We start from the raw sequence: 25,022 nt of genomic DNA on the forward strand, positions 1-25,022 counted from the left end.
TACCAGGTACCGGCACCTGCGGCGCGCCGAGACCATCTATCGTGCCGATGATCGCGGAGGAGCCAGCATGGCGACAGTAAATGCGATGCTGGTGGGCGCGTTACTGGCGTGGGGACCTCTGCTGATTGTGTTCATCTATATCCTTCGGGACATGCGAAACGCGCCCCGTGACCCCGATTGACTTGAAACGGGTGACGGCGCCGAGCGCAACTCGCCCGGCCGATCCGCCTCTCCTGTTCCCGAGCACGGGATCTCCACGCCCTCGTGCTTGAGCAGCCAGCGCTTGCGCTCCAGCCCGCCGCCGTATTTCACCAGCGAACCATTAGCACCGATCAGCCGATGGCAGGGCAGGACCACGCTGATCGGATTGGAGCCGTTGGCATGGCCGACCGCGCGGACGGCGCGCGGCATCCGAAGTTTTGCGGCGAGCGCGCCATAGCTCATCGTCGTGCCTGCCGCGATCTTCGGCAGCGCGTTCCAGACCTTCTGCTGAAACGGCGTGCCGCCGACGCGCCACTCGATCGAAGCGAAGCGGTCGAGATCGCCCTCGAAATAGCCCGTCAAGGCGGCGCGCAAATCACGCGGCGCCCGTCCATTGTTCAAATTCACCGCGCCATAGTGCAGGCGCAGCAAGCGCTGCATGCGCGTCTCATAGTCTTCCCAGTCCAGCGCGCGGAGCAGGCCGTCCGTATCGGTGACCAATAGCGCCGTGCCGATCGGCGTTGGCAGGTGGTCGAGGTTGAAGTTTTCCAGCATCGTCGTCCCTGAAACTATCTGCGAGCGGCCCCGCACTTTTCATCTGCGACGCGTTAGTGTCCACCCGAATTCCGCTGCCGGTTGACCGGATCCTCTACGCGCAGGCGGCGCCCGCAGCGCTCGCCCTGATCCTGTTCTGGCCGGCGTTAGCGCCCTTGCCGCACTACCTTGCATTGGCAAAACCCTTCCGCCACACTCTCCTCCAACGATGACGTCCGGCCCTTCCTAACGGAGGGCTGGAACAGGATCATCGGTCGAGATCAAGGAAAGGGAGCAACATATGAGAGGTGGTGTTCTTCATCTGATCGCAGGCACGGCGGTCGCGATCGCGCTGACGTCACCGGCTACCGCGCAGAAGAAATACGATACCGGCGCCAGCGATACCGAAATCAAGATCGGCCAGACCGTTCCGTTCTCGGGCCCAGCCTCCGCCTATGCCGGTATCGGCAAGACGCAGGCCGCTTATTTCAGGATGATCAACGAGCAAGGCGGCATCAACGGCCGCAAGATCAACCTGATCCAGTATGACGACGCCTACTCGCCGCCGAAAGCCGTCGAGCAGGTGCGTAAGCTGGTCGAGAGCGACGAGGTGCTGTTCACCTTCCAGATCATCGGCACGCCCTCGAATGCCGCCGTGCAGAAATATCTCAACGCCAAGAAGGTGCCGCAGCTCCTCGCCGCGACCGGCGCCTCGAAGTTCACCGATCCCAAGAACTTCCCCTGGACCATGGGGTACAATCCCAATTACCAGTCCGAGGGGCGCATCTACGCCAAATACATTCTGCAGAATCATCCCAACGCCAAGATCGGCATTCTCTATCAGAACGACGATCTCGGCCGCGACTACGTCACTGGCCTAAAAGAGGGGCTCGGCTCCAAGGCCGCGTCGATGATCGTCGCCGAAGCCTCCTACGAGCTGACCGATCCGACCATCGACTCGCAGATCGTCAAATTGAAAGCAGCCGGCGCCGACCTGCTCTACGACGCTTCGACGCCGAAGTTTGCGGCCCAAGCGATCAAGAAGGTCGCCGACCTCGGCTAGAAACCGGTCCACATCCTCGACATCAATGCGAGCCCGGTCTCGGCCACGCTGAAGCCGGCGGGCCTCGACATCTCCAAGGACATCATCTCGACCAATTACGGCAAGGACCCCGGTGATCCGCAGTGGAAGGACGATCCCGGCATGAAGGCCTATTTCGCCTTCATGGACAAATATTACCCGGAGGGCGACAAGCTCAACACGGTCAACACGTACGGTTATGCAACGGCGGAATTGCTGGTGAAGATCCTGCAGCAATGCGGCGACAATCTCACCCGCGACAACATCATGAAACAGGCGGCCAATCTGAAGAACGTCACCGGCAGCCTGTCGCTACCCGGCATGGTCACCAACACCTCGCCGACCGACTATCGCATCAACAAGCAGATGCAGATGATGAAATTCAACGGCGAGCGGTGGGAGCTGTTCGGGCCGATCATCGAGGATACCGGACCGAGCGGCTAGCGCCTGCCCCAATTCAAGACACGAGCCGTTGGCGTCACGCGCGATGCCGGCGGCTTTTGTTTTGAGCCGGCGCGGCGCGTGCATCTTTTTGCGGCTGATACGCGTAATGGATTCCTTTTGAGCAGGCGGAACTCGATCCCGAAATTATCCGGGTTTTCGATGCCTTGCATTGCAACATGGCTTCCGCCACTATTGTGGCAGCGACGACATCCGTTCGGCCAGACCGGCCGGCGGCACGATCAGCGCCAATCATAAAACACATGAGGAATGCAGCATAATGAGGAAGGGTATTTTCCATCTGGTCACCGGCACGGCGCTCGCGCTTGCGCTGTCGGTCTCGACGGCGTCGGCGCAGAAAAAATACGATACCGGCGCGAGCGACACCGAGATCAAGATCGGCCAGACCAATCCATTCTCGGGACCGGCCTCCTCCTATGCCACGATCGGCAAGACCCAGGCGGCCTATATGAAGATGATCAACGATCAGGGCGGCGTGAACGGCCGCAAGATCAATCTGATCCAGTATGACGACGCCTACTCACCGCCCAAGGCGGTCGAGCAGGTGCGCAAGCTGGTCGAGAGCGACGAGGTGCTGCTGACCTTCCAACTCCTCGGCACGCCCTCGAACGCAGCCGTGCAGAAATATCTCAACGCCAAGAAGGTGCCGCAACTGTTCGCTGCGACCGGCGCGTCGAAGTTTACCGACCCGAAGAATTTTCCGTGGACGATGGGCTTCAACCCCAACTACTTCGTCGAGGGGCGCATCTACGGCCAGTACATCCTGAAGGAATATCCGAACGCCAAGGTCGGAATCCTCTATCAGAACGACGACCTCGGAAAGGATTACCTGAACGGCATCAAGGCCGGCCTCGGCGACAAGGCCGCGAAGATGGTGGTGGCGGAAGCCTCCTACGAAGTCTCCGATCCGACCATCGATTCGCAGATCCTCAAGATCAAGGACGCCGGCGCGGACCTGTTCTTCTCGGCGACGACGCCGAAGCCGGCCGCGCAGGCGATCAAGAAGATCGCCGAGCTCAACTGGAAGCCGGTGCACATCCTCGACATCAACGCCACCTCGGTCGGCGCGGTGATGAAGCCGGCAGGCCTTGAAGCCTCCAAGGGCGTGATCAGCGTCAACTACGGCAAGGATCCGCTTGATCCGACCTGGAAGGACGACCCCGGCATGAAGAAGTATTTCGAATTCATGGCGAAGTATTATCCGGAGGGCGACAAGGATTCGAGCTTCAATTCCTATGGCTACATGACCTCGCAATTGATGATCCATGTGCTCAAGGCGTGCGGCGACAACCTGACCCGCGAGAACGTGCTGAAGCAGGCGACCAACCTGAAGAACGTTCAGCTCGACCTGCTGCTGCCGGGCATCTCGGTCAACACCACGCCGACCGACTACCGCGTTAACAAGCAGCTGCAGATGATGAAGTTCAACGGCGAGCGTTGGGAGATGTTCGGCCCGATCCTCGAGGACGCCGGCCCGGCGGGTTAGTCGCGGCCAACCAATCGAAACGATCGGCGGTGAAAGCGATCGGCGGTCCCTTTGGGACCGCCGATTTTTTTCTGCAAGACCTCATCCTGAGGAGCGGCGCTTGCGCCGCGTCTCGAAGGATGAATGGCACTAGCCGGGCCACATGGTTCGAGACGGCGCGGAGCCTGTCATCGGGCCGCGCTTCGCGCGGACCCGTTGGTGCCTCCTCACCATGGGGGTCTAACGGTTGCTACCCGAACCGACGCTCACGCCGGAATCTCCCCAAACCTCTTACCTACCGGCAGCACCGCATGCCGGATCAGGCGGGAATCCTCGACCGCGGCCTGGCGGTGTTTCACCGCCTCGCGGTAGACGGGATCGCGAATCATTTCCGCGAAGGCTGCGACGCTTGGGTATTCGGCGATGAAGCAATGGTCCCAGCGCTCGTCTTGCGGCCCGATCAGCATCAGCTCGAACCTGCCCTGCCACACGATCCGTCCGCCGAGCCGTTCGAACACCGGCCCGCTTTCGCGCCCATAGGCGGCATAGGCTTCCGCCCCCGTCGCCTTGCGGCCGTCGGGATAGGAGGCCTCAGCGCGCAGCCGGACCAGGTTGAGCATATGGATCGGACCCGGCCGGTCATTGGCCCGAAATTGCGCGAACACCTCCTTGGTTGGATCGATGTGGCCCATGCCGTTTTCTCCTGCAAACGCTGCCGTTTGCGCCAACCCTAATACAGCCCCGCCGCACCTCCTAATCCCGCATTAACCTTTCCGTAACCGACCCTTAAACAGCGACCGCTAGCCTCCGGCAGGACGGGTGTGAGCGGCGTTTGGCATGGCGTGGGGACGGAAAAAGAGCGGCGCACGCAAGGAGCCGCTGTTTGGGCTTCCGGCAGCACTCGCCGACCTGCGTCTCTCGCCGGAGGATCGCATTCCGGCCGCCACCGACGACGACAAACCGAAAAAGCCAGTGCCGAAGCGCAAGCACGAAGAAGACGACGAGGACGAGCCGCCGCGCGAGCGCAAGCCGCGCGGGACCAAAAGCGGCGCGAAGCGGCGCTCGAAACGCCGCTTCCGGATTGGCCGTCTCGTTTATTGGGGCGCGGTGCTCGGCCTGTGGGCGGCGATCGCCATCATCGGCGTCGTAGTCTGGGTCGGCGCGCATCTGCCGGCGATCCAGTCGCTGGAAATTCCAAAGCGCCCGCCGACCATCCAGATCGTCGGACTCGACGGCGGCGTGCTGGCCTCGCGCGGCGAAGCGCCCGGCGCCAATATCGCGCTGAAGGATCTGCCGCCCCATCTGCCGAAGGCGTTCATCGCCATCGAGGATCGTCGCTTCTATTCGCATTATGGCATCGATCCCGTGGGCATTGCACGCGCGGCCGTTGCCAACATCCTGCATCGCGGCGTCTCGCAGGGCGGCTCGACGCTGACACAGCAGCTCGCAAAAAACCTGTTCCTGACCCAGGAACGGACGATCACGCGCAAGCTGCAGGAAGTGGAGCTGGCGCTTTGGCTGGAGCGCAAGCACTCCAAGAATGAAATTCTCGAGCTTTACCTGAACCGCGTCTATTTCGGCTCCGGCGCCTATGGCGTCGAGGCGGCGGCGCAGCGTTATTTCGGCAAGTCGGCGAAAAACGTCACGGTCGCGGAAGCCGCGATGCTGGCCGGCCTCGTCAAGTCGCCGTCGCGGCTGGCGCCGAACCGCAACCCCGAAGGCGCGGAAGCGCGCGCTCGGATCGTGCTCGCGGCGATGGCGGAAGCCAAGTTCATCAGCGACGCCCAGGCCAAGGCCTCGATCGGCCATCCCTCCTACCACGTGAAGCCGGCCGGCGCCGGCACCGTCAACTACGTCGCCGACTGGATCGGCGAGGTGCTCGATGATCTCGTCGGCCAGATCGACCAGAGCATCGTAGTCGAGACCACGATCGATTCGAAGCTGCAGAGCGTGGCGGAAGCCGCGATCATCGACGAGCTGGCAGCCAAGAGCGTCAAATTCAACGTTACGCAAGGCGCGCTGGTGGCGATGACGCCCGACGGCGCGGTGCGCGCCATGGTCGGCGGGCGGAACTATGCCGAGAGCCAGTACAATCGCGCGGTCACAGCCAAACGCCAGCCTGGCTCGGCGTTCAAGCCGTTCATCTATTTGACGGCGATCGAGGGCGGCCTGACGCCGGAAACGATCCGACAGGATGCGCCGCTAAACCTCAAGGGCTGGCGTCCGGAGAACTATACGCATGAATATTTTGGCTCGGTCACGCTGACGCAGGCGCTGGCAATGTCGCTCAATACGGTCGCGGTGCGGCTCGGCCTCGAAGTCGGGCCGAAGAACGTGGTGCGGACCGCACACCGGCTCGGCATTTCATCAAAACTCGAGGCCAATCCCTCGATCGCGCTTGGCACCTCGGAAGTCTCCGTCATCGAGCTGGTCGGGGCCTATGCGCCGTTTGCCAATGGCGGGCTCGGCGTCTCCCCGCATGTCGTGACCAAGATTCGCACCAATGAAGGCAAGGTGCTGTACAGGCGCACGGCCGATCGGCTCGGCCAGGTGATCGAGCCGCGCCATGTCGCGATGATGAACACGATGATGCAGGAGACGCTGCTCTCGGGTACCGCGCGCAGGGCGGAGATTCCGGGCTGGATGGCCGCCGGCAAGACCGGCACCAGCCAGGATTTCCGCGATGCCTGGTTCATCGGCTACACGGCAAACCTCGTCACGGGCGTCTGGCTCGGCAATGACGACAACTCGCCGACCAAAAAGGCGACCGGCGGCGGCCTGCCGGTGGAAGTCTGGACCCGCTTCATGCGTACGGCCCATCAGGGTGTGCCGGTGGCGGGACTGCCGAACGCGCAGCGCGGCGGATTTTTGTCGAACATGTTCCAGACGGCGTCGCAGGTCAGCGCGGGCCCGTCCCCACCGGTGCCGGCGCCGTCAGGCGGTTCGTACCGGCCTGCGCCGGCACGACCATCCGGGCCGCCACCCAATCCAAATGCGCGGCCAGAGGCCGCAGCAGGTCTCGATGGCTGGTTGGTGGATCGGTTGTTTGGAAGGTAGCGATAGCGCCGCGTCCTGGTCGTCATACCCCGCGAAAGCGGGTATCCAGTACGCCCGCGGCTTCTCGGCTGATCACTACTGTCTCTGGAATACTGGGTCGCCCGGTCAAGCCGGGCGATGACAGCAGTAGGTGTGGCAACACCTAATCCTCCACCCCATACCGATGCAAATCGTTGCCGTGGGTATCGAGCCAGCGCTTGGCGCGTTCGACATGGTCGCAGATGCGGTCGACGACGCGCCAGAACCTGAGCGAATGGTTCATCTCGACGAGATGGGCGACCTCATGTGCGGCGAGATAGTCCAGCACGTAAGGAGGCGCGAGGATCAGCCGCCAGGAATAGGACAACGACCCGGCCGAGGTGCATGATCCCCAGCGGCTCGACTGATCGCGGATCGACACGCGCCTGACCCGCACGCCGAGTTCCGCGGCATAGGCGAGCGAGGCCTTGTGCAGATCCTTGCGCGCTTCGCGCTTGAGAAAGTCGTGGACGCGCCGATCCATGTGCTCGTAGCCGCCGGCCACGCACAAAATCTTCTCGCCGCTGTCGCGGGTTTCGATCCACACCGTGCCGCGCTCACCCGCGCGATGCACGATCCGGTGCGGCACACCGCGCAGCGGTATGACAGTGCCGGATTGAAAGGGCGCGGCCTTCGGCAAACGGCCGAGACGGGCGGCGATCCAGCCGCCGTGAAGCTGCGCAAACTCCTTGGCTTCGGCGAGAGTACCGCGCGGCGGCATCGTCAGGATCGCTTCGCGATCCGTCGGATGAATGCGCAAGGTGTATCGCCGCGCCCGGCGATGCCGGCGCAGCCTGATCGCAAAGACTTGCGAGCAGTGTTTGACCAAAAGAGTCGCGGGTTCGGCGGGCCGCCGATAAAGGAGGGCGCGAGTAGCCATTTCTTGGAGTCCGGGGAGCAGGAGTTCGCCCGGATTCTGCCATATCCGCCGCCAGGGAAATCGCATCTAAATCGCTCGACGCAAAAACAAATCATTTGCCCAATATACAGGGGTCGGGCGCCAAATGGCCCCTAGGGGATGGGTCTGGAACCGCAAATTTCGGCTGGAACCGGGACTGAAAAACGACGTCAAGGAGTGAGTCTGAACTCACCCCTTGATTCGAGCGGAATCCGGAATGTTTGAATCTTGTCAGCAACTTATGGGCGGCACGAAAATCGATGCCGCCTTGGCTCTATTCGGCTGCACGGACCAATGTTGGCTTGGTAGTAGCCGCTGACATGTTGGTATTGGCCGTCGACATCATGAAATCGGAGATGCGCGGCACGATTTCGGAACGGAATCGCGATCCGTTGAACACGCCGTAATGTCCGACGCCCTTTTGCACGTAATGCACGCGGCGATGATCGGGAATATGGGGGCACAAAGCGTGTGTCGCTTCGGTCTGGCCGAGCCCGGAGATGTCGTCGTTCTCGCCTTCTACCGTCATCAGCGCCACGCGGCGGATCTTTGACGGATCGACCGGCTTGCCACGGTGGGTCATCTCGCCCTTGGGCAGCGCGTGCTTGACGAACACGAGATCGACGGTTTGCAGGTAATACTCCGCCGTTAGATCCATCACCGCGAGGTACTCGTCATAGAACTCGCGGTGCTTCTCGACCATATCGCCGTCGCCCTTCACCAGGTTGTTGAACAGCGCCTTGTGCGCGTCGGTGTGGCGGTCGAGGTTCATGGTGATGAAGCCCGAGAGCTGCAAAAAGCCCGGATAGACGTCGCGCATCACCCCGGGATGCGGGAACGGCACCTTCGTGATGACGTGGTTACGGAACCATTCGATGCCGCGCTGTTCGGCGAGGTTGTTCACTGAAGTAGGATTGCGGCGGGTATCGATCGGGCCGCCCATCAAGGTCATCGACAGCGGTACGAAGGGATCGCGCGCGGCTTCCATCATGGAAACCGCCGCCACCACCGGCACCGAAGGCTGGCACACCGCGATCACGTGCATGTTGCCGCCCAGTACCTGCAGCATCTCGATGATGTAATCGATGTAATCGTCGAGGTCGAAGCGGCCCTCGGCGAGAGGAACCATTCGCGCATCCGACCAGTCGGTGATGTAGACTTCATGCGTCGGCAGGAATGCCTCGACCGTACCGCGCAGCAGCGTCGCGTAATGGCCGGACATCGGCGCCACGATCAGCACACGCGGATGCGGTGCGCGCAGCGGCCGGGTCAGCTTGCGATCGAAATGCAGCAGTCGGCAGAACGGTTTTTCCCAGATCGAGCGGATCTCGACCGGGGTGCGGATGCCGTTCACCTCGGTGAAGTCGAGCCCCCATTCGGGCTTGCCGTAACGGCGGGTGGTGCGCTCGAACAATTCGCATGCCGCGGCGATCGATTTGCCGAACTGCGTGTGCGAAAAGGGATTAAGCGGATTTTGAAACAGAATCTTGGTGGCATCGGTCACCGCGCGCGCCGGATTGAGCGACGCGTGGCCTATTTCGTACATCCAGTACATCGGCGTCGTTAGCGCCGGACTGCCTTCGGCCACCAGCGGCGGTGCGCCGCCAAACTCACCAATCGGCATTTTATTTCTGACCTTCTGTTTGCGCCGCAGCATAGTGCAGAATGCGTAATATTGCGTCAATGCACCGATCGGACCTATCCAACCGCTAACGTGCGTAAACGCCCCGGGAAACCACGGGAATCTGTGACTTATTCGCCACCCCCGAGCAAAGATCCGTGATGTTTGGCACTGCGCAAAAGGGCAAGGAAGATCGCAAAGGAGGCGGCAAACAGCACCCCGTTAATGGCCAGCGACCAGACCATCAGGTCGCTCCTGAATACGTGATCGATCAGGAGCGCGCGCATGCCTTCAAAGACATAGGTCGGCGGCAGCATCCACGCAATCCATTGCAGCCAGGCGGGCAGCACCGCGACCGGATAGTAGACGCAGGCGAGCGGCATCAGGCCGAACATCATCGTCCAGACGATGCTCTCGGCCCCGAGCCCGTTGCGCAGCACCAGGCCGGAAACAAAGATGCCGAGCGACCAGCTCGTGAAGATCAGGTTGCAGAAGAACGCGATCAGCGGCAGCCCGATCGCGAAGAAATTGAAATCGAAAAAGAACAGCGCCAGCAGCGTCATCGGAATCACGCCGATCGCGAGCCGGATCAGGCTCATGATCATCAGCGAGATCAGGAACTCGATCGGCTTCAGCGGGCTCATCATGAGGTTGCCGAGGTTGCGCGCCCACATTTCCTCAAGAAACGAGATCGAAAAGCCAAGCTGCCCGCGGAACAGGATGTCCCACAGGATGACAGCGCCGATCAGCGTGCCGCCGGCGCGGGCGAAGAAATTGTCGTTCTGCGCGATGTAGTTCTGCAGAAAGCCCCAGGTGATGATCTGCAGTGCCGGCCAGTAGATCAGCTCCAACAGCCGCGGCCAGGACGACATCAGGAGGTACCAGTAGCGCAGCACCATCGCCTGGATGCGGTGCGCGGCAATCCCGTGATGGGTGGCGGTAGCGCTCATGGCGCGGTCTCCGCCACCCGGCCGCGCGCTACGTCGAGGAACACGTCTTCCAGCGTGGTGCGGTTGTAGCGCGCCATGATCTGGTCGGGGCTGTCGTCATCCTCGATGCGGCCACGCTTCATGATGATGACGCGGTCGCACAGCCGTTCCACTTCCAGCATGTTGTGCGAGGCCAGCAGAATGGTGGCATCATGCGTCTTGCGATAGTTCTGCAAATGCTGCCGCACCCAGTCGGCGGTATCAGGATCGAGCGAGGCCGTCGGCTCGTCGAGCAACAACAGCTCCGGCTGGTTGATCAGCGCCTTTGCCAACGCGACGCGGGTCTTCTGTCCGGCCGATAGCTTGCCGTTGGCGCGATCGAGAAAATCCTTCAGGTCGAGGTCGGATGCGAGCTGCTCGATGCGCTCGGCGAGATTCTCCACCGCATAGAGCCGGCCGAAAATGGTAAGGTTCTGCCGCACCGTGAGCCGCATCGGCATGTCGACATACGGGCTCTCGAAATTTATCCGCCCGAGCACCTCGGCGCTCTGCTCTGGCATCACGTGCCCCAACACCTGGACGCGGCCCGAGGTCGGCAGCACCAGCCCCATGATCATGGCAATGGTCGTGGTCTTGCCGGCGCCATTGCCGCCGAGCAGCCCGGTTACGCTGCCGCGCGCGATCCGGAATGAGATATCGTCCACGGCGCGGGTGGTCTTGTAGAGTTTTATCAGATGCGCGACGTCGATCGCGGCGGAGCTTTCCGGCCCGGCCGCGGGCGATTGCGCTGGGACTGCCTCGCTATCGACCATTACGGCCTGTTCATTGGGCCATCATGGCTGATAGCGCAAGGGTTCGGGGTGCTTGGCGGCGGGCGGGGCCTGCATGGTTCGAGACGCGCGGCTCCGCCGCGCTCCTCACCATGAGGGGTAAAACTATCCCCTCATGGTGAGGAGCCGCGAAAGCGGCGTCTCGAACCATGCAGGCCCGTGCTGGACCCGAACGACTGCGTGAATTTGTGATCACACGCACGCGCGGCTAAACTCCAGTCATGTCCGACGTTGCAGCCTCCGATTTCCGCCATCCGCACCGCTTTGTCAGTCTCGATACGATCCTGCGGCTGCGCTGGCTGGCGGCGCTCGGCCAACTCACCGCGATCTTCATCGTGGCGCACGGGCTGGAGTTCGACTTTCCCATCATTGCCTGCGTGGCCGTCGTCGGCATCTCGGCGCTGCTCAATCTTGCACTGCAGGTTGCCTTCAACCCGATGCAACGGCTGGAACCGGTCTATGCGGCGGCGCTGCTCGCGCTCAACATCGTCGAATTGGCCGCGCTGTTGTTCCTGACGGGAGGCTTGCAGAACCCGTTTTCATTTCTGTTCCTCGGCCCCGTCCTGATCTCGGCGACGGTGCTGCCGGTCCGGATGACGGTTGGCCTCGGGCTGCTCGCGGTCGCCTGCGCCTCGGCACTGGTATTCTTCCATCTGCCGCTGCCTTGGGACAGCGAAGACCCGCTGGTGCTGCCGCCGATCTATCTGTTCGGCGTCTGGCTCTCGATCGTGCTCGCGATCGGCGTCACCAGTCTCTATGCGTTCCAGGCCACCGAGGAGGCGCGCAAACTTTCGGACGCGCTGGCCGCAACCGAGCTGGTGCTGACGCGCGAGCAGCATCTGACTCAACTTGACGGACTGGCCGCGGCCGCCGCGCATGAACTCGGCACGCCGCTGTCGACGATCTTCCTGATTTCGCGAGAGCTGGAAAAGACCGCCGAGGGCAACGACCAGTTGGCCTCGGATCTGAAGACTCTGCGCGAGCAGGCGCAGCGCTGCCGCGACATCCTCGCCAAGATCACCCAGCTTTCCTCATCGGGGGCGCCGTTCGATCTTATGCCGCTGTCTACGCTGATCGAGGAAGTGGTGGCGCCGCACCGCGATTTTGGCGTCACGATCAGGGTGCGGCTTGCTGTCGCAGCCACCCGGGAGCCTGTTGGCGCCCGGAACCCGGCGATTCTGTATGGCGTCGGCAACATCCTGGAGAACGCCGTCGATTTCGCGCGGACAACGGTGGAGGTTAACGCCTGGTGGAACGCGGATACAGTCGAAATCGTCATCTCCGATGACGGCCCCGGCATCGCGCCCGACATGCTGAAACGGATCGGCGAGCCCTATTTATCAAGGCGTCGCAGCGCCGACGAAACCAACCGCGAACGCGCCGGCCTCGGCCTTGGCGTATTTATCGCCCGAACGCTCCTGGAACGCACCGGCGCGAAGGTTTCGTTCTCCAACCGGACCTTTCCCGAGCACGGCGCCGTGGTGCGGATCGCGTGGCCGCGCGTCCGCTTCGAGGCCGAGGAAAATGCTGCCGGGCCAGCGGATTAAAAGGCGTTAAGGATTGAGGAAACCGGGGCTGCTCGGCCCCTTGGGGCCTTGGCAGTGCAAAATTACCGCGCCATATGGTCTATAAGTGCTTCGCATCCGCAACCGGGGATACCTTGCCTTGAACGCCATTGCCGAACTGAACGATCTCGCCGACCGCTCGCTGCTGATCGTCGAGGACGACAAGCCGTTTCTGGAGCGCCTGTCGCGCGCCATGGAAACCCGCGGTTTCGCGGTGACCTCCTGCGACACCGTGTCCGACGGGCTGGCGCAGATCAACAAGTCCGCACCGGCCTTTGCTGTCGTGGACCTGCGGCTCGGCGACGGCAATGGGCTCGACGTCGTGTCGGCGCTCAAGCGCAAGCGCCCCGACGCGCGCACCATCGTGCTGACCGGCTACGGCAATATCGCCACCGCTGTTACGGCCGTGAAGATGGGCGCGGTGGACTATCTCTCGAAGCCTGCGGATGCCGATGACGTGGTCGCGGCGCTGCTCGCCAGTGGCACTGAAAAGTCCGAGCTGCCGTCCAATCCGATGTCGGCGGATCGCGTGCGCTGGGAACACATCCAGCGCATCTATGAGATGTGCAACCGCAACGTCTCCGAAACCGCGCGGCGCCTCAACATGCATCGCCGCACATTGCAGCGTATTCTGGCGAAACGCGCGCCGCGGTGAGTTTCTTGTAGCCCGGATGGAGCCAACGGGTCGCGCGAATGCGCGCCCGATGACAGGCTCCGCGCGATCCGGGGCAGTTCATCCGATTGCGAGATCGTTCCCGGATTTCGCTTCGCTTCATCCGGGCTACGATTTCATCTTCAAAATTCACCATGCCCTTGCGGATCGATCAATCGGTTGATCCGCTGCGCTGCGGCCATCGCAAAGCGCACCGTCATCGATTTGCGCGTCGCCGCGGGCAGGCGATGCTCGGGCGCCTCACAATGCAGATGGGCGCCATAGGCGTCGGCGATGATGAGGCCGGTATCTTCAGGGAAAATCTCGCAAGGAAGGTCTTGCGTGAAGGCAAAGAACAGCCGGTCGCAATGCATCCGGTAATCCTGCCATTTCTGATCGGCGCGCAGATCTTCCACCGACGATTTGATCTCGACGATCCAGATCTCGCCCCTCTGGTTGAGGGCCACCAGATCGGCACGCCGGCCAGACGGCAGCGGCAGCTCGCTGATGCAGGAAAAGCCGAGCGACCGCAACAGCCGCGCGGTGCCGCGCGCGATCGCCAGCGCCGTCTCCGACTGACGGCGGTCCGGCGCGGGCACGAGGCTGATCTGGCGGGCGGGTGATTCCATGGCGCTCGAACCTTAGCCGATTCCGGGCCGTCCGACAGGCGGTCTGCTCGCCGAGCCGGCCGCAAATTTGTCCCCCCGCCCGCCTTGTTTCGACTTCAGCGCACCGCGCAGATCAAGCGGTGAGTATCACCTATCCGTCATTCCGGGGCGATGCGAAGCATCGAACTATGGTGCGCAATTGCGCATCTGAGAATCTCGAGATTCCCCAGTGTGCAACTGCACACCTGAGGTCTGGTCCTGCGGACCATTCCGGAATGACGACCTCCGCTCAGGGGTGCCGGCCCATGGCAAGCTGATAGATCGTCACCAGAACCTCGAACAGGATCAGGAGCACGATAATCACTTCGAGCCGAAGCGAGCGACGCGTGTCGATGATATCGGTCAACACCTGCGCGCTCTCGGCGATTACGGCGAGTTTGCCGTTCAGCGACTCCGCGCGCTCCTTGAGTTCGTACTCGTCCTCCAGCCGGGCATACAGCCGCTCCAGATGCGGCTTGTCCCAGAGCACGTCGGGTTTCTCTTCCACCTCGACCGGCCCCGACACCCGATGCCGTACCAGAAGCGCGCTGCCGATATTTTTCAGGATCGAGCGACGGCTGCCACGCATACGCCCGCTCAGCGCCAGTTCCCGAGCGAACGGTTCGGTCGTGTCAAATACGCTGGCAACCTCGCGTTCATGCCGGGCCAGGACGACGCTCTTCGCCAGGGCCTCGCAGATCAGGATCAGCCGGTCAGGCGACAGGCTTTGCAGGCAGATCGGCCCGCCGGGTGGAATCTGATCCTCCTTATCGGGCGAGAGCTCGATGATTGCGATTTCCTCGTCGCGCCGCGCAAACTTCCCTGTCATGCGGTGATCCAGGCCGCGAAGGAATTCCTCCTCTTCCAGCGCATTCAGCCCGATCAGGACCACCACGCCATAACGAAACAGGACGACGACACCGTTTTCATTGACGCGAAACGCCAGCGGCGTCGTTGCCAGCACGTCGCCGCGCTCGAGGCCCGACGTATTGAGGCGATCGCTGACAAAAAACGCCCGGGCCGTCGTTCGGGTCCCGCCGAGCGGCGATTTGGAGGCTTGATTGATGACTTGCGCATCCCGGCCGAAATCACGATCGGCGCTGATGCGATTTCCGTCTTTCGCCACTAGATGTCCTTCCGTGCAAACCGTATCACGGACTGAAACCGATCACCTATCGGTTCCCGCCCGTGTTGACCCCTTTTCAAGGTAGAATATGGTGCCTGCCATGGATGACAAAACCGAGACCCAGGCGAAAGCCGGCGCGATGATCGTGCCGGTGACGCTGTTCGAGCAGAACTGCACCATCATCTGGCACGAGCCTTCCAAGAAGGCCGTGGTGATCGATCCCGGCGGGGACGTTCCCAAAATTCTGGAGGCGATCAAGCAGACCGGCGTCACGGTCGAGAAGATTTGGCTGACCCACGGCCATATCGATCATGTCGGCGGCGCCGCCGACTTGCGCGACGCGCTGCAGGTCAAGATCGAAGGACCGCATATCGCCGACAAATTCCTGCTCGACAACGTCGTCTCGAGCGGCGAGCGCTTCGGCATCACCGGGGTGCGTAATTTCGGGCCCGACCGCTGGCTCGACGAAGGCGATCAGGTCTCGATCGGCGAGCTTGCCTTCGACATCCTGCATTGCCCCGGCCACTCACCGGGCAGCGTCGTGTTCTTCAACAAGGAATTGCGCTTCGCCCATGTCGGCGACGTGGTCTTCAACGGCTCGGTCGGGCGTACCGACCTGCCCGGCGGCAGCCACGCCACGCTGATCAATTCGATCAAGCAAAAGCTGTTGCCGCTCGGCGACGACGTCGGCTTCATCTGCGGCCATGGCGCCGGCTCCAGCCTCGGTCAGGAGCGGCTGACCAATCCGTTCCTTACCGACGAGATGTGAGCTGAAATTATCCGGCTGACGCTGTGATGTCCGGCTACTTCATCAAGCCTGCGGCCGTTAGCGCGCGGGTGATGACGCTGCTGACATCGATGCCGCGGCGCTTCGGTTCGCGCGGCGCCGGCTTGTGTTCGCGAACCGGCTTGTGGGTCCTCGACCAGAGTCTCGCGGCGATATCGGACGACTGCAGGGACTCCGTGGCAGCCGACCGAACGATCTTCGGCGCCTGCGCCGGCCTGGCCGCTTCGCTCGCAGGACTGATGCGCTCGGTCAGGCCGAAAAAATTTGCGATGTGATACGACGAGGAAATTCCCGCCTCGATCAAGAACGCACCTTCCGCGCCGTAGCGCTCGTCATTGCCGGCAAGCCCCAGCGGCGTACCGTGGGCCATATCGGTGATGGTGTAGGACTCCACGACGGTTTCGCCGTCTTCATTCCACCAGACTTCGCGCGGGTGGCCGTCAATCTCCCCTATCGACATCGGTGCGGCCGGCAGACCGTGGACGTCGAGCCACTGCTTGACGATCTCATTGGCGTTGCCCGGGTTAACGGTGCGGTCGGCGCTGCCGTGCCATACCGATACTTTCGGCCATGGTCCCCTGTGCTTGGAGGCCTTGCGCACGAGATCGCCCAGCTTGCCGGCGGGGCGCGACGTCGACTGCATCATGCCGCCAAGCGCTTCGCGGACATTGCTGGCGATACCGTAGGGGAGACCGGCGATGATGGCACCGCCCGCAAACACTTCCGGATAGGCCGCCAGCATCACCGAGGTCATCGCACCGCCGGCGGAAAGCCCGGTGATGAAGATGCGGCGCGGATCGAGTTTGTGATCGGCGACCATCCGCGCGACCATCTGCCGGATCGAAGCGGCCTCGCCGCGGCCGCGCGCGATGTCGCTCGGATTAAACCAGTTGAAGCAGGTGTTGGCATTGTTCGACGCCTGCTGCTCGGGCATCAGCAACGCAAACCCATAGCGTTTGGCGAGCGTCGACCAGCCGGTGCCGAAATCGTAACCGGCCGCGGTCTGGCCGCAGCCATGCAGCACGACGACAAGGGCGCGCGCGGGCAACAATTGCTCCGGCACGAACGCGAACATTTTGAGCGCGCCTGGGTTTGTGCCGAATCCGTTGATTTCGGCGAGCGGACTGCCGGCCCCGGGCGACGTGCTTCGGCCATAGATTCCCAAGCCATTGAAGCCGTTCAGCTTCGGAAAATGGCGCAGGAATTCGACGTTCTTGGCGAGAGACAATTGCAGCTCCTGGGGCGAGTCGTTCCTATGAACGCTACTCAGAACAGATAGTTGCTGCACCGCAAACTAAAAAGACCGTGCACTGTCATTCCCCACAATCAAATTTTGGCAGTTGACGTTAATTTGTCATCCTGTGATCCGGCGCATCCATGTCAGGAATGCGGCGCAGGCGATGATCGACAACGCAAACAGCGCGACCGCCGCAAGCAGCGCCGGCCGCGCCGAGTGGGCGGATGTGAACTGGAGCAGCCCGAAGGGGTGAAATCGTCACCGGACGTGCTGAAATGCCACCACATTACCAGCGCCTGGAATTATGTTCGCGTCGGCACCACGCGCGATCTCGAAAAATTTCTCACCGAAACGATCAAGGCGGTCGACGGCGTGGAGCGAACCGAAACGCTGATCACGCTGTCGACGGCAAAGGAGACCTGGAGCGTCAGTCTCTCGCGCGCTCCGTTCTGACGTTGCTTGCGACGCCGCGCCGCGCGCACCGAAAGCAACCGAACCATAAGAGGAAGAGCATCGCCCATGAATTCCGGGCTGCGGCATGTCGCCTGCCTTTGCGCGACAACCATGCGCTGGCCGCCCGGCTTCGAGGATTGCCTTGCCCTTTCCCTCGCCGTAGTTTGGGACCTAAGCTGTTCCAAAGAACAATAAATCCGGAGAGGAATACGTATGGCACGCCTGAAATTCGGAGCTTTTCTCGCCCCGCATCATCCGATCGGCGAGCATCCGCTGCTGCAATTCCGCCGCGACCTCGATTTTGTCGAGCAGATCGATGCGCTCGGCTTCGACGAATTCTGGTGCGGCGAGCACCATTCCTCGGGCTGGGAGATGATCGCCTCGCCGGAAATGTTTCTGGCAGCCGCCGGCGAGCGCACCAAGCGCATCAAGCTCGGCACCGGCGTGATCTCGCTGCCCTATCACCACCCCTACAACGTCGCTCAGCGTATGGTGCAACTCGACTGGATGACCGGCGGCCGCGCCATCTTCGGCTCCGGTCCGGGCGCGCTCGCCTCCGACGCGCACACGCTCGGCATCGATCCGATGACGCAGCGCGACCGCCAGGACGAGGCGATCGCGATCATCCGCCGCCTGTTTAGGGGCGAGCGCGTCACCGCCAAGAGCGACTGGTTCACCATGCAGGACGGCGCGCTGCAATTGCTGCCGCTGCAGGAAGACATGCCGTTCGTGGTGGCGTCGCAGATTTCGCCGTCGGGCATGACGCTTGCCGGCAAATACGGCATCGGCATCATCTCGCTTGGCTCGATGTCAACGCAGGGCCTGATGGCGCTGCCGACGCAATGGGGCTTTGCCGAGGATGCCGCCAAGAAGGCCGGCACCACCGTGAGCCGTTCGGATTGGCGCGTGCTGCTAAGCTGGCACATCGCCGAGACCCGCGAACAGGCACAGCGCGAGGCCGGCGCCGGCCTGATGCGCTGGCACAACGAATATAACGTCCGCACGTTGCAGCGGCCGGGGCTGGAGCCGTTCACCTCGCCCGAGGATGCGATCGAGAAAACCGCCGGCGGCGAAAATGCCGCCTCCACCATCGGCACGCCGGATGATCTCGTAAAAACCATCAAGAATTTGATGCAGGTCTCGGGCGGCGTCGGCGCCATCATCGGATTCGTGCACGACTGGGCCAACCCGGAAAATACCCGCCGAAGCTGGGACATGGTCGCGCGCTACGTGATTCCGGAGATCAACGGCTATGTCGCAAAACTGCGCGAGTCGCAAAAATTCCTGATCGAGAACCGCGCGGTGTTCGAGCGCGCGGGCCAAGCCGTGATGGCCAAGATCATGGAGAACGAAAAGGCCGCGGCAGCGCTTGCCCATACCGGTCCCGGCCGGGTGGCGATCCCGACAATCAACGCGCCGGATCTGCAGAAGGAAGCCGCGAAACGGAAGGCGTGATGGGCTTTGTGAGGGGCGTGGAGATCTCTCCCCGTCATTGCGAGCCACCGGGTCGCGCGTATGCGCGCCCGATGACAGGCTCCGCGAAGCAATCCATTGTGCCACAAGCGGGGACATGGATTGCTTCGTCGCGGAGTTTATCATCGGGCCGGCCGAAGGCCGGACCCGTTGGCTCCTCGCAATGACGGGTTTAGCAGCGTTGCCCAGCTGATGGGAGCACACCACGTGCCGCAAAGTTCCTGAGCGGTGGCCCCTGTGGCCGGCAGGCGCGCTTTGCCGCATCGAAACGAAGGGCTATTTACCTGCCTCGGCTAGCCCCGAGCCCGCAATCGTCGCTATTTAAGGCCGCGACAAGGCCGCCAACACGGTGGATAATACTCGCAATCCGAGGCTCAACCGGAGCAATTGCCATGTCGATGCAGAGTGTGGCTTCCCCCGTCAATATCCCGGTGCCGCCGAACCCCAAGGCGTTACGGCACATTCCCGGTCACGAGGGTTGGCCGTTCATCGGCAACACGCTGGCGGTGCTGGCCGACCCCAAGGGACAGATTGAGAAGTCGGCCGCCAAATACGGTCTGATCTACCGCACCCGTCTGTTCGGCGAGACCAGCGTGACGATGCTCGGGCCTGAAGCCAACGAGCTCGTGCTGTTCGACCAGGCACGCCTGTTCTCCTCCACCCATGGCTGGGGACCGATCCTCGGCCTGTTGTTTCCGCGCGGGCTAATGCTGCTGGATTTCGAAGAGCACCGCCTGCACCGCCGCGCGCTGTCGGTCGCCTTCAAGTCGGGGCCGATGAAGTCCTACCTCGTCGATCTCGACCGCGGCATTGCCGCGCGGGTCAAGCAGTGGAAGGCGCAGCCCGGCGAGATGCTGGTGTATCCGGCGATGAAGCAGCTCACGCTCGACCTGGCGGCGACGTCGTTCCTCGGTGCCGATATCGGGCCTGAGGTCGACGAGATCACCCGCGCCTTCATCGACATGGTGGCCGCAGCCGTGGCGCCGATCCGGCGGCCGCTGCCGTTCACGCAGATGGGCCGCGGCGTTGCGGGCCGCAAGCGGATCGTTGCCTACTTCGCCGAGCAGATTCCGATCCGCCGCGCGCGTGGCGGCGGCGATGACCTGTTCTCGCAGCTATGCCAGGCGACGCACGAGGACGGCGCGCTGCTGTCGACCCAGGACGTCATCGACCACATGAGTTTTCTGATGATGGCGGCGCATGACACGCTGACATCGTCGCTGACCTCCTTCGTCGGCGAGCTTGCCGCCCACCCCGAATGGCAGCAGCAGTTGCGCGAGGAAGTCAAAGGCGTCGGCATCGAGGCCAACGATCCCTCCAGCATCGATAATCTCGACAAGATGCCGCTGTCGGAAATGGCGTTCAAGGAAGCGCTCCGGCTGAAGCCGCCGGTGCCGTCGATGCCGCGCCGCGCGGTGCGCGACTTTTCGTTTAGGGGGTACGACATTCCCGCCGGCACGCTGGTCGGCGTCAACCCGCTGTTCACGCACCATATGCCGGAGATCTGGCCCGATCCGGACAAGTTCGATCCGATGCGTTTCTCCGACGAAGCGCAACGCACCCGCCACCGCTTCGCCTGGGTGCCTTATGGCGGCGGTGCGCATATGTGCCTCGGCCTGCACTTCGCCTACATGCAGGCGAAGTGCTTCGCGCGGCATTTCCTGCAAAATCTCGAGGTGTCGCTGGAGCCCGGCTACAAGGCCGACTGGCAGATGTGGCCGATCCCGAAGCCGCGGGACGGGCTGCGCGTCGTGGTGAAGCCGGTGTGAGGCTCAGTCCGTAGGGTAGGCAAAGCGCAGCGTGCCCACCATCTCTCCCCGATCGCGGTTTGGAATGGTGGGCACGCTTCGCTTTGCCCGCGATTCCCGGCTTGCGAGCTTCATTTCACCAGCGTCGTGAGTTGTGCGCCTTCGTCGGCCACGAACACCGCAATCAGTTCCGCAGGCTCGGTCAGGCTGGCATTGGCCGAGACGAGATGGGTTGAGCCGGGCGGCTCGAAGAACGACTGACCGACCCCAAACGTCTCGACGGGACCGCCGGCAAGCTGCGAGCGGATCTCGCCCTTGGTAATGTAAGCGGTGACGGAGCCGGCATGCCGGTGCGCGGGGGTAAAGCCGCCCGGGCCGTAGAACACGCGCACGATCGTGACGCGCTTGCCCGGCACGTTCGGCAAGGCGTGCGAGCTGATCGGCTCGACGGCATCCTGAGTTGAACCGGTCACGCTATTGGCGCAGAGCGGCTCGATGATCGCTGAAACTGCGTCCATGGTCGACGGCAGCGTCTTGCCGATGACGAAGGCACAGGCGAGCCCGGCGATGATGGCGAGATAGAGTGGGCGGCCGTTCGCCGATGGTGATAGGTGGAATGTTGTAGACATTTGCGTCTCCTTGCTCCAATCCAACCGTCATGTATGGACGGCCCCCTCTCGGCAAGGGCTTTTTGGTGCTTCGGCAATGGATCGGGGAGCGGTCATGTATACGGCCTCGAGAAGCGGCCATTGACCGCGGGCCCTGATGGAGATCGCGGATCGAATTCCAATCATTGCGGCGCGCTGTGACGCGCGATGACGTGTCGGAGTGTTTCGATCCTGGTTTCCTGACCATTTGCCATCACACCTTAATTGCCCTTCCGATAGGGATGAGCGCGAGCGCGGCGGCTGTCGCCCTTCAACTAGGCAGCAGCCGGCGCGCTCGCGCGGTCTCGGTAAACTTCTCCTTTGCTCAGCATGGCCCAGAGGATGCGCGCGGCTTTAGCGGCGAACGCCACCATGGCGACCTTGTAAGGCCGCCGCGCCAAAAGATCGCGCAGCCACGGGTCGCTGACGCCGCGCCTCTTTTGCTGCCGCAGATGGGCGCTGGCTCCGCTGATCAGCAGCGCGCGCAACATACGATCTCCCTGTTTGGAGATACGCCCTGGGCGATGCTTGCCGCCAGTACCGTGGTCCTTGCCGGTGAGCCCGATCCAGGCGGCGAAGTCCCGACCGGAGCGAAACACCTTCGCATCGGGCACTTTGGCCAACACCGTACTGGCGATGATCGGGCCGACGCCTGGGACTTCCATCAGCCGGCGCGCGTCCCGATCGCATCTGGCAGCCTTCGCGATCTGCCGTTCAAGCACGCGTTCATCGGCATTGAGCGCCTGCCAGTGCTGCGCCAGCATCAACAGAGCACATCGCATCATCTCCGGAATCTCTTCGCTCGGCTCCTCAAGCTTGGCCATCAGCTCACACAGCCCCTGATGTCCTTGCGCGGCCACGATCCCGAGCTCGCTCAGCGCTGCCCGCAAGGCGTTTGCCACCATCGTCCGCTGGCGAACCAGCAAGGCACGTGTGCCATGAACCGCCAGCGTGGCCTGTTGCTCGACGCTCTTCACCGGAACAAAGCGCATCGTCGGCCGGCCCACTGCCTCGCAGACACCTTCCGCATCCCGGCCGTCGTTCTTGTTGCGCTTGACGTAGGGCTTCACATAGGCCGGCGGCATCAGTCGCACCTCATGGCCATAGCGCCTGATCACCCGGGCCCAATGATGTGCGCTCCCGCAAGCCTCCATGCCAACCAGGCACGGTGGCAACCCCGCAAAGAACTTCTCTACGGCAGCCCGCCTGAGCTGCCGCCTCAGCACAACCCTTCCCGATGCATCAATCCCGTGAACCTGAAACACGTTCTTAGCCAGATCCAACCCAATCGTGCTAATCTTCGTCATGGACGGTCCCCTTGTCTGGTTCGACTCAGCATCGCCAGTCTGGCACATCGATGCCGTTCGGGGGCCGTCCACCCCATCATTGCGAGGAGCGAAGCGACGAAGCAATCCATTGCTCGGTATGCGGCACCATGGATTGCTTCGCTTCGCTCGCAATGACGGCTACCCCGCGCCCTGATCGAACGCCTTCTTCAGCGTGACATAGCCCTGCTGCTGCTGGCTCCAATTGCGGCCGCCGGTCATGGCGCCGTCGACTACCAGATCGTGGCCGTTGATGAAGGAGGATTCGTCGCTGGCCAGAAACACCGCGGCGTGCGCGATATCCTCGGGCAGACCGGCGCGCGGGATCGGCTGCGCGGCCTTGTAGACCTCGCGCATCACGGCCGAGGTCTTTTCGGCGGCCTCCACCGGCAGGCCGAGCGCTTTGCCGAAAATGCCGGTGGCGATCGCGCCGGGCGAAATCGAATTGACGCGGATGTTGGCTTCGCCGAGTTCCATCGCCACGCATTTGGTAAGATGGATGACGGCGGCCTTCGCCGCGCTATAGACCATCGACGACGAAAAGCCGGCGAGGCGGCCGGCAATGCTGCCGTTGTTGATGATGCTGCCGGAACCTTGCTTACGCATATGCGGCGCCGCATGCTTCATGCCGAGCATCACGCTGCGCACCAGCGTCGCCATTGCGGCGTCAAACCGCTCGACTTCGAGGCCTTCGATGCCGCCGGTCTGCGCCGGGCCGCCGGCATTGTTGAATAGGCAATCGATGCGGCCGAATTTCTCCACCGCAAGCCCGATCAGCGCGCTCATCTGTTCTTCCACCGTGACGTCGGTCTGGCGGAAGATGCAGTTGGCGCCGAGCTTATTGGCCAGCGCCTCGCCCTCCGGCACGCGCCGCCCGGCGATGACGATTTTTGCGCCCTCGGCGACGAATAGCTCCGCGCTATGCAACCCGATGCCGCTCGTGGCGCCGGTGATCACCGCTACCTTGCCGTCCAGCCGTCCCATGTTGTTACCCCCGTCAAATTCGTTCACAGCAATATTCCCGCCCCTCGCGGACAAGGCAAGCGAGCTTGTTCCATCGCGACCACCCGGCGCTCGGCTGGCTTTGCTGCCTTGGTCGCCACGAAATCCCCGATTTTCGGCGTGATCGGCCATATTTTGGATGCGCTGATCACGTGAAGTGACAGTCCTGATGAAGAAGTTGATCGACGAGCTCAGGAACGGCTGGCAGGGAATCTCCCAGCCCTCCCTGCTTTCCAGCACGGTGTTCGCGACCGGCTGTCTCGTCTTGTCGACGATCGCCCGGTGGGGTGTCGCCCAGATTCGTCCGGACGTATTCTTCACGCCTTATTTTCCAGCCGTGTTCCTGGCCGCCGCCGTCGGCGGTGCCCGGATCGGGATCGCCACGGCAATCGCGGGAGGCGCGCTCGGCGTCCTCGTCAATTTCGGCAGTGCCACGGCCGATTCCGCACGGTTTGCGCTGCTAGTGATGTTCTGGGCTGTTTGCGGTTTCGCCATCTGGGGCGTTGAGCATTACCGGAGGATTGTTGCTAAACAACGTGAGGATTCCAAGCGGCTTGCCCAGGAAGAGGAATATCGCAAGCTCCTGGTCGAGGAGTTGCAGCACCGGCTCAAGAACAAGACGTCAACGATCCACGCTGTGCTGCACCAGGTCCTGCAGGACCAGCCGCAGATCTGGAGCAGCATCGACCACCGCCTCCGCGCACTATCGGCGACCGACGATTTGATCGCGCGGCTGGACGGCAGCGGTTGCGACATCAAGGACATGCTGCGTTCCGAGCTCGGGCCCTACGGCCACGTCCGGTTCAATTTGAACGGCGATGCCCTGTTTCTGCCGGCCAAACTGGCGGTCAGCCTGGCGCTGATCTTCCACGAGCTGGCCACCAATGCGGGCAAGTACGGCGCATTTTCTTCGGCCCGCGGGCTGCTGCAAGTGTCGTGGTCGGTGTCGGACGATCGCCTCAACCTCACCTGGGATGAAACCGAAGGTCCCGTGATCGAAAGCGTCGGCCCGCCGGGCTTCGGCACCAAGCTGTTGCAAGCGGCACTGCGCGCGTTCGACGGCAAGACCGAGATCAGCTTCCTGAAGACCGGCGTGCATTGCACGATGCAATGCAAGATCCCGGCGAGCTAGGCACGACAGCGCCCGCTATTCTCGTTCTGAAGCATCTTTTCTCGAAACAGATCTCTGCCGCTTTGAGTGACCCTCTCGCTTCGCGTTGACACTCTGTTAATGACGATCGAGCCCGGGGCCGTTCGGAATCGC

The 25,022-nt window shown here is 62.6% G+C and carries 19 protein-coding genes and 3 pseudogenes; 10 read left to right on the forward strand and 12 right to left on the reverse strand.

The features are described 5' to 3' along the window. Positions 1 to 249: 249 nt before the first annotated feature. Positions 250 to 756, reverse strand: a pseudogene (locus RX328_RS42730) (methylated-DNA--[protein]-cysteine S-methyltransferase); the annotation flags it as partial. 280 nt (positions 757 to 1,036) lie between these two features. Here RX328_RS42730 and RX328_RS42735 point away from each other — a divergent pair. Then, positions 1,037 to 2,260 (forward strand): annotated as a pseudogene (locus RX328_RS42735) (ABC transporter substrate-binding protein). Positions 2,261 to 2,537: 277 nt separating this feature from the next. Then, positions 2,538 to 3,764, forward strand: a complete 1,227-nt coding sequence (locus tag RX328_RS42740) for an ABC transporter substrate-binding protein (RefSeq protein ID WP_213253447.1) — start codon at positions 2,538 to 2,540, stop codon at positions 3,762 to 3,764. Between the two features lie 245 nt (positions 3,765 to 4,009). Here the strand turns inward: RX328_RS42740 and RX328_RS42745 are convergent, their stop codons facing one another. Then, positions 4,010 to 4,435, reverse strand: coding sequence for a DUF1330 domain-containing protein (locus tag RX328_RS42745; RefSeq protein WP_213253448.1), 426 nt, complete (start codon positions 4,433 to 4,435; stop codon positions 4,010 to 4,012). A gap of 145 nt (positions 4,436 to 4,580) precedes the next feature. Here RX328_RS42745 and RX328_RS42750 point away from each other — a divergent pair, with 145 nt between their 5' ends. Further along, the gene (locus RX328_RS42750) at positions 4,581 to 6,800 is read left to right on the forward strand and encodes a transglycosylase domain-containing protein (protein WP_213253449.1); all 2,220 of its coding nucleotides are present in this window, start codon (positions 4,581 to 4,583) and stop codon (positions 6,798 to 6,800) included. Between the two features lie 142 nt (positions 6,801 to 6,942). Here RX328_RS42750 and RX328_RS42755 read toward each other — a convergent pair. The 4 genes and pseudogenes from RX328_RS42755 to RX328_RS42770 all read right to left on the reverse strand — a co-directional run bounded on the left by RX328_RS42755 (position 6,943) and on the right by RX328_RS42770 (position 11,078). Beyond that, positions 6,943 to 7,793 (reverse strand): annotated as a pseudogene (locus tag RX328_RS42755) (M48 family metallopeptidase). A 197-nt stretch (positions 7,794 to 7,990) separates the two neighbouring features. Continuing rightward, positions 7,991 to 9,340, reverse strand: a complete 1,350-nt coding sequence (locus tag RX328_RS42760; protein WP_213253451.1) for a polyhydroxyalkanoate depolymerase — start codon at positions 9,338 to 9,340, stop codon at positions 7,991 to 7,993. Between the two features lie 128 nt (positions 9,341 to 9,468). After that, positions 9,469 to 10,287: an ABC transporter permease gene (locus tag RX328_RS42765; protein ID WP_213253452.1), complete on the reverse strand. Its 819-nt coding sequence runs from the start codon at positions 10,285 to 10,287 to the stop codon at positions 9,469 to 9,471. Further along, a complete protein-coding gene (locus RX328_RS42770; RefSeq protein ID WP_213253453.1) occupies positions 10,284 to 11,078 on the reverse strand; it encodes an ABC transporter ATP-binding protein in 795 nt (264 codons plus the stop codon). Before RX328_RS42770 ends, RX328_RS42765 begins: the two co-directional genes overlap by 4 nt. A 239-nt stretch (positions 11,079 to 11,317) precedes the next feature. On the opposite strand from RX328_RS42770, the gene RX328_RS42775 reads away from it, so the two are divergent. Together RX328_RS42775 and RX328_RS42780 are read left to right on the forward strand one after the other, a co-directional pair. After that, on the forward strand, positions 11,318 to 12,643 hold the full coding sequence (locus tag RX328_RS42775; protein ID WP_213253454.1) for an ActS/PrrB/RegB family redox-sensitive histidine kinase: 1,326 nt from the start codon (positions 11,318 to 11,320) through the stop codon (positions 12,641 to 12,643). Positions 12,644 to 12,761: 118 nt separating this feature from the next. Further along, positions 12,762 to 13,316 carry an ActR/PrrA/RegA family redox response regulator transcription factor gene (locus RX328_RS42780; protein ID WP_213253455.1) on the forward strand — a complete coding sequence of 185 codons (555 nt, stop codon included), beginning with the start codon at positions 12,762 to 12,764 and terminating at the stop codon, positions 13,314 to 13,316. A 140-nt stretch (positions 13,317 to 13,456) separates the two neighbouring features. Here the strand turns inward: RX328_RS42780 and RX328_RS42785 are convergent, their stop codons facing one another. Then, complete coding sequence (locus RX328_RS42785) at positions 13,457 to 13,942, reverse strand: MmcB family DNA repair protein (protein ID WP_213253456.1); 486 nt, start codon at positions 13,940 to 13,942, stop codon at positions 13,457 to 13,459. A 268-nt stretch (positions 13,943 to 14,210) separates the two neighbouring features. Then, on the reverse strand, positions 14,211 to 15,026 hold the full coding sequence (locus RX328_RS42790; RefSeq protein ID WP_213253468.1) for an RMD1 family protein: 816 nt from the start codon (positions 15,024 to 15,026) through the stop codon (positions 14,211 to 14,213). A gap of 160 nt (positions 15,027 to 15,186) precedes the next feature. On the opposite strand from RX328_RS42790, the gene RX328_RS42795 reads away from it, so the two are divergent. Further along, positions 15,187 to 15,855 (forward strand): MBL fold metallo-hydrolase, encoded by a 669-nt coding sequence (locus RX328_RS42795; protein ID WP_213253457.1) that lies wholly within the window; start codon positions 15,187 to 15,189, stop codon positions 15,853 to 15,855. A gap of 34 nt (positions 15,856 to 15,889) precedes the next feature. Here RX328_RS42795 and RX328_RS42800 read toward each other — a convergent pair whose 3' ends face one another. Continuing rightward, positions 15,890 to 17,101 (reverse strand): PHB depolymerase family esterase, encoded by a 1,212-nt coding sequence (locus RX328_RS42800; protein WP_213253458.1) that lies wholly within the window; start codon positions 17,099 to 17,101, stop codon positions 15,890 to 15,892. 51 nt (positions 17,102 to 17,152) lie between these two features. Between RX328_RS42800 and RX328_RS42805 the strand changes: the two genes are divergently transcribed. From RX328_RS42805 to RX328_RS42815, 3 genes are all read left to right on the forward strand, one after another. Further along, a complete protein-coding gene (locus tag RX328_RS42805) occupies positions 17,153 to 17,563 on the forward strand; it encodes an Lrp/AsnC ligand binding domain-containing protein (RefSeq protein WP_317258600.1) in 411 nt (136 codons plus the stop codon). Between the two features lie 213 nt (positions 17,564 to 17,776). Then, positions 17,777 to 19,018: an LLM class flavin-dependent oxidoreductase gene (locus RX328_RS42810; RefSeq protein ID WP_213253460.1), complete on the forward strand. Its 1,242-nt coding sequence runs from the start codon at positions 17,777 to 17,779 to the stop codon at positions 19,016 to 19,018. A gap of 410 nt (positions 19,019 to 19,428) precedes the next feature. After that, a complete protein-coding gene (locus tag RX328_RS42815) occupies positions 19,429 to 20,805 on the forward strand; it encodes a cytochrome P450 (RefSeq protein WP_213253461.1) in 1,377 nt (458 codons plus the stop codon). 110 nt (positions 20,806 to 20,915) lie between these two features. Here the strand turns inward: RX328_RS42815 and RX328_RS42820 are convergent, their stop codons facing one another. The 3 genes from RX328_RS42820 to RX328_RS42830 all read right to left on the reverse strand — a co-directional run bounded on the left by RX328_RS42820 (position 20,916) and on the right by RX328_RS42830 (position 23,740). Next, positions 20,916 to 21,413 (reverse strand): cupin domain-containing protein, encoded by a 498-nt coding sequence (locus RX328_RS42820; RefSeq protein ID WP_213253462.1) that lies wholly within the window; start codon positions 21,411 to 21,413, stop codon positions 20,916 to 20,918. Between the two features lie 293 nt (positions 21,414 to 21,706). Continuing rightward, entirely contained in the window at positions 21,707 to 22,738 is a 1,032-nt protein-coding gene (locus RX328_RS42825; RefSeq protein ID WP_247510610.1) for an IS110 family transposase, read from the reverse strand. 159 nt (positions 22,739 to 22,897) lie between these two features. Continuing rightward, positions 22,898 to 23,740, reverse strand: coding sequence for an SDR family NAD(P)-dependent oxidoreductase (locus RX328_RS42830; protein ID WP_213253647.1), 843 nt, complete (start codon positions 23,738 to 23,740; stop codon positions 22,898 to 22,900). A 187-nt stretch (positions 23,741 to 23,927) separates the two neighbouring features. On the opposite strand from RX328_RS42830, the gene RX328_RS42835 reads away from it, so the two are divergent. Next, complete coding sequence (locus tag RX328_RS42835) at positions 23,928 to 24,890, forward strand: sensor histidine kinase (protein WP_213253643.1); 963 nt, start codon at positions 23,928 to 23,930, stop codon at positions 24,888 to 24,890. The last annotated feature ends 132 nt before the right edge of the window (positions 24,891 to 25,022 follow it).

The sequence above is a fragment of the Bradyrhizobium sp. sBnM-33 genome (assembly GCF_032917945.1).
In the GTDB taxonomy this organism is placed as follows: Bacteria; Pseudomonadota; Alphaproteobacteria; order Rhizobiales; family Xanthobacteraceae; genus Bradyrhizobium.

Bases quoted from the DNA above. Each gene is read 5' to 3' on its own strand.
- RX328_RS42740 (WP_213253447.1), top strand. From the start codon at position 2,538: ATGAGGAAGGGTATTTTCCATCTGGTCACCGGCACGGCGCTCGCGCTT.
- RX328_RS42745 (WP_213253448.1), bottom strand. From the start codon at position 4,435: ATGGGCCACATCGATCCAACCAAGGAGGTGTTCGCGCAATTTCGGGCC.
- RX328_RS42750 (WP_213253449.1), top strand. From the start codon at position 4,581: ATGGCGTGGGGACGGAAAAAGAGCGGCGCACGCAAGGAGCCGCTGTTT.
- RX328_RS42760 (WP_213253451.1), bottom strand. From the start codon at position 9,340: ATGCCGATTGGTGAGTTTGGCGGCGCACCGCCGCTGGTGGCCGAAGGC.
- RX328_RS42765 (WP_213253452.1), bottom strand. From the start codon at position 10,287: ATGAGCGCTACCGCCACCCATCACGGGATTGCCGCGCACCGCATCCAG.
- RX328_RS42770 (WP_213253453.1), bottom strand. From the start codon at position 11,078: ATGGTCGATAGCGAGGCAGTCCCAGCGCAATCGCCCGCGGCCGGGCCG.
- RX328_RS42775 (WP_213253454.1), top strand. From the start codon at position 11,318: ATGTCCGACGTTGCAGCCTCCGATTTCCGCCATCCGCACCGCTTTGTC.
- RX328_RS42785 (WP_213253456.1), bottom strand. From the start codon at position 13,942: ATGGAATCACCCGCCCGCCAGATCAGCCTCGTGCCCGCGCCGGACCGC.
- RX328_RS42795 (WP_213253457.1), top strand. From the start codon at position 15,187: ATGGATGACAAAACCGAGACCCAGGCGAAAGCCGGCGCGATGATCGTG.
- RX328_RS42810 (WP_213253460.1), top strand. From the start codon at position 17,777: ATGGCACGCCTGAAATTCGGAGCTTTTCTCGCCCCGCATCATCCGATC.
- RX328_RS42815 (WP_213253461.1), top strand. From the start codon at position 19,429: ATGTCGATGCAGAGTGTGGCTTCCCCCGTCAATATCCCGGTGCCGCCG.
- RX328_RS42820 (WP_213253462.1), bottom strand. From the start codon at position 21,413: ATGTCTACAACATTCCACCTATCACCATCGGCGAACGGCCGCCCACTC.
- RX328_RS42825 (WP_247510610.1), bottom strand. From the start codon at position 22,738: ATGACGAAGATTAGCACGATTGGGTTGGATCTGGCTAAGAACGTGTTT.
- RX328_RS42830 (WP_213253647.1), bottom strand. From the start codon at position 23,740: ATGGGACGGCTGGACGGCAAGGTAGCGGTGATCACCGGCGCCACGAGC.
- RX328_RS42835 (WP_213253643.1), top strand. From the start codon at position 23,928: ATGAAGAAGTTGATCGACGAGCTCAGGAACGGCTGGCAGGGAATCTCC.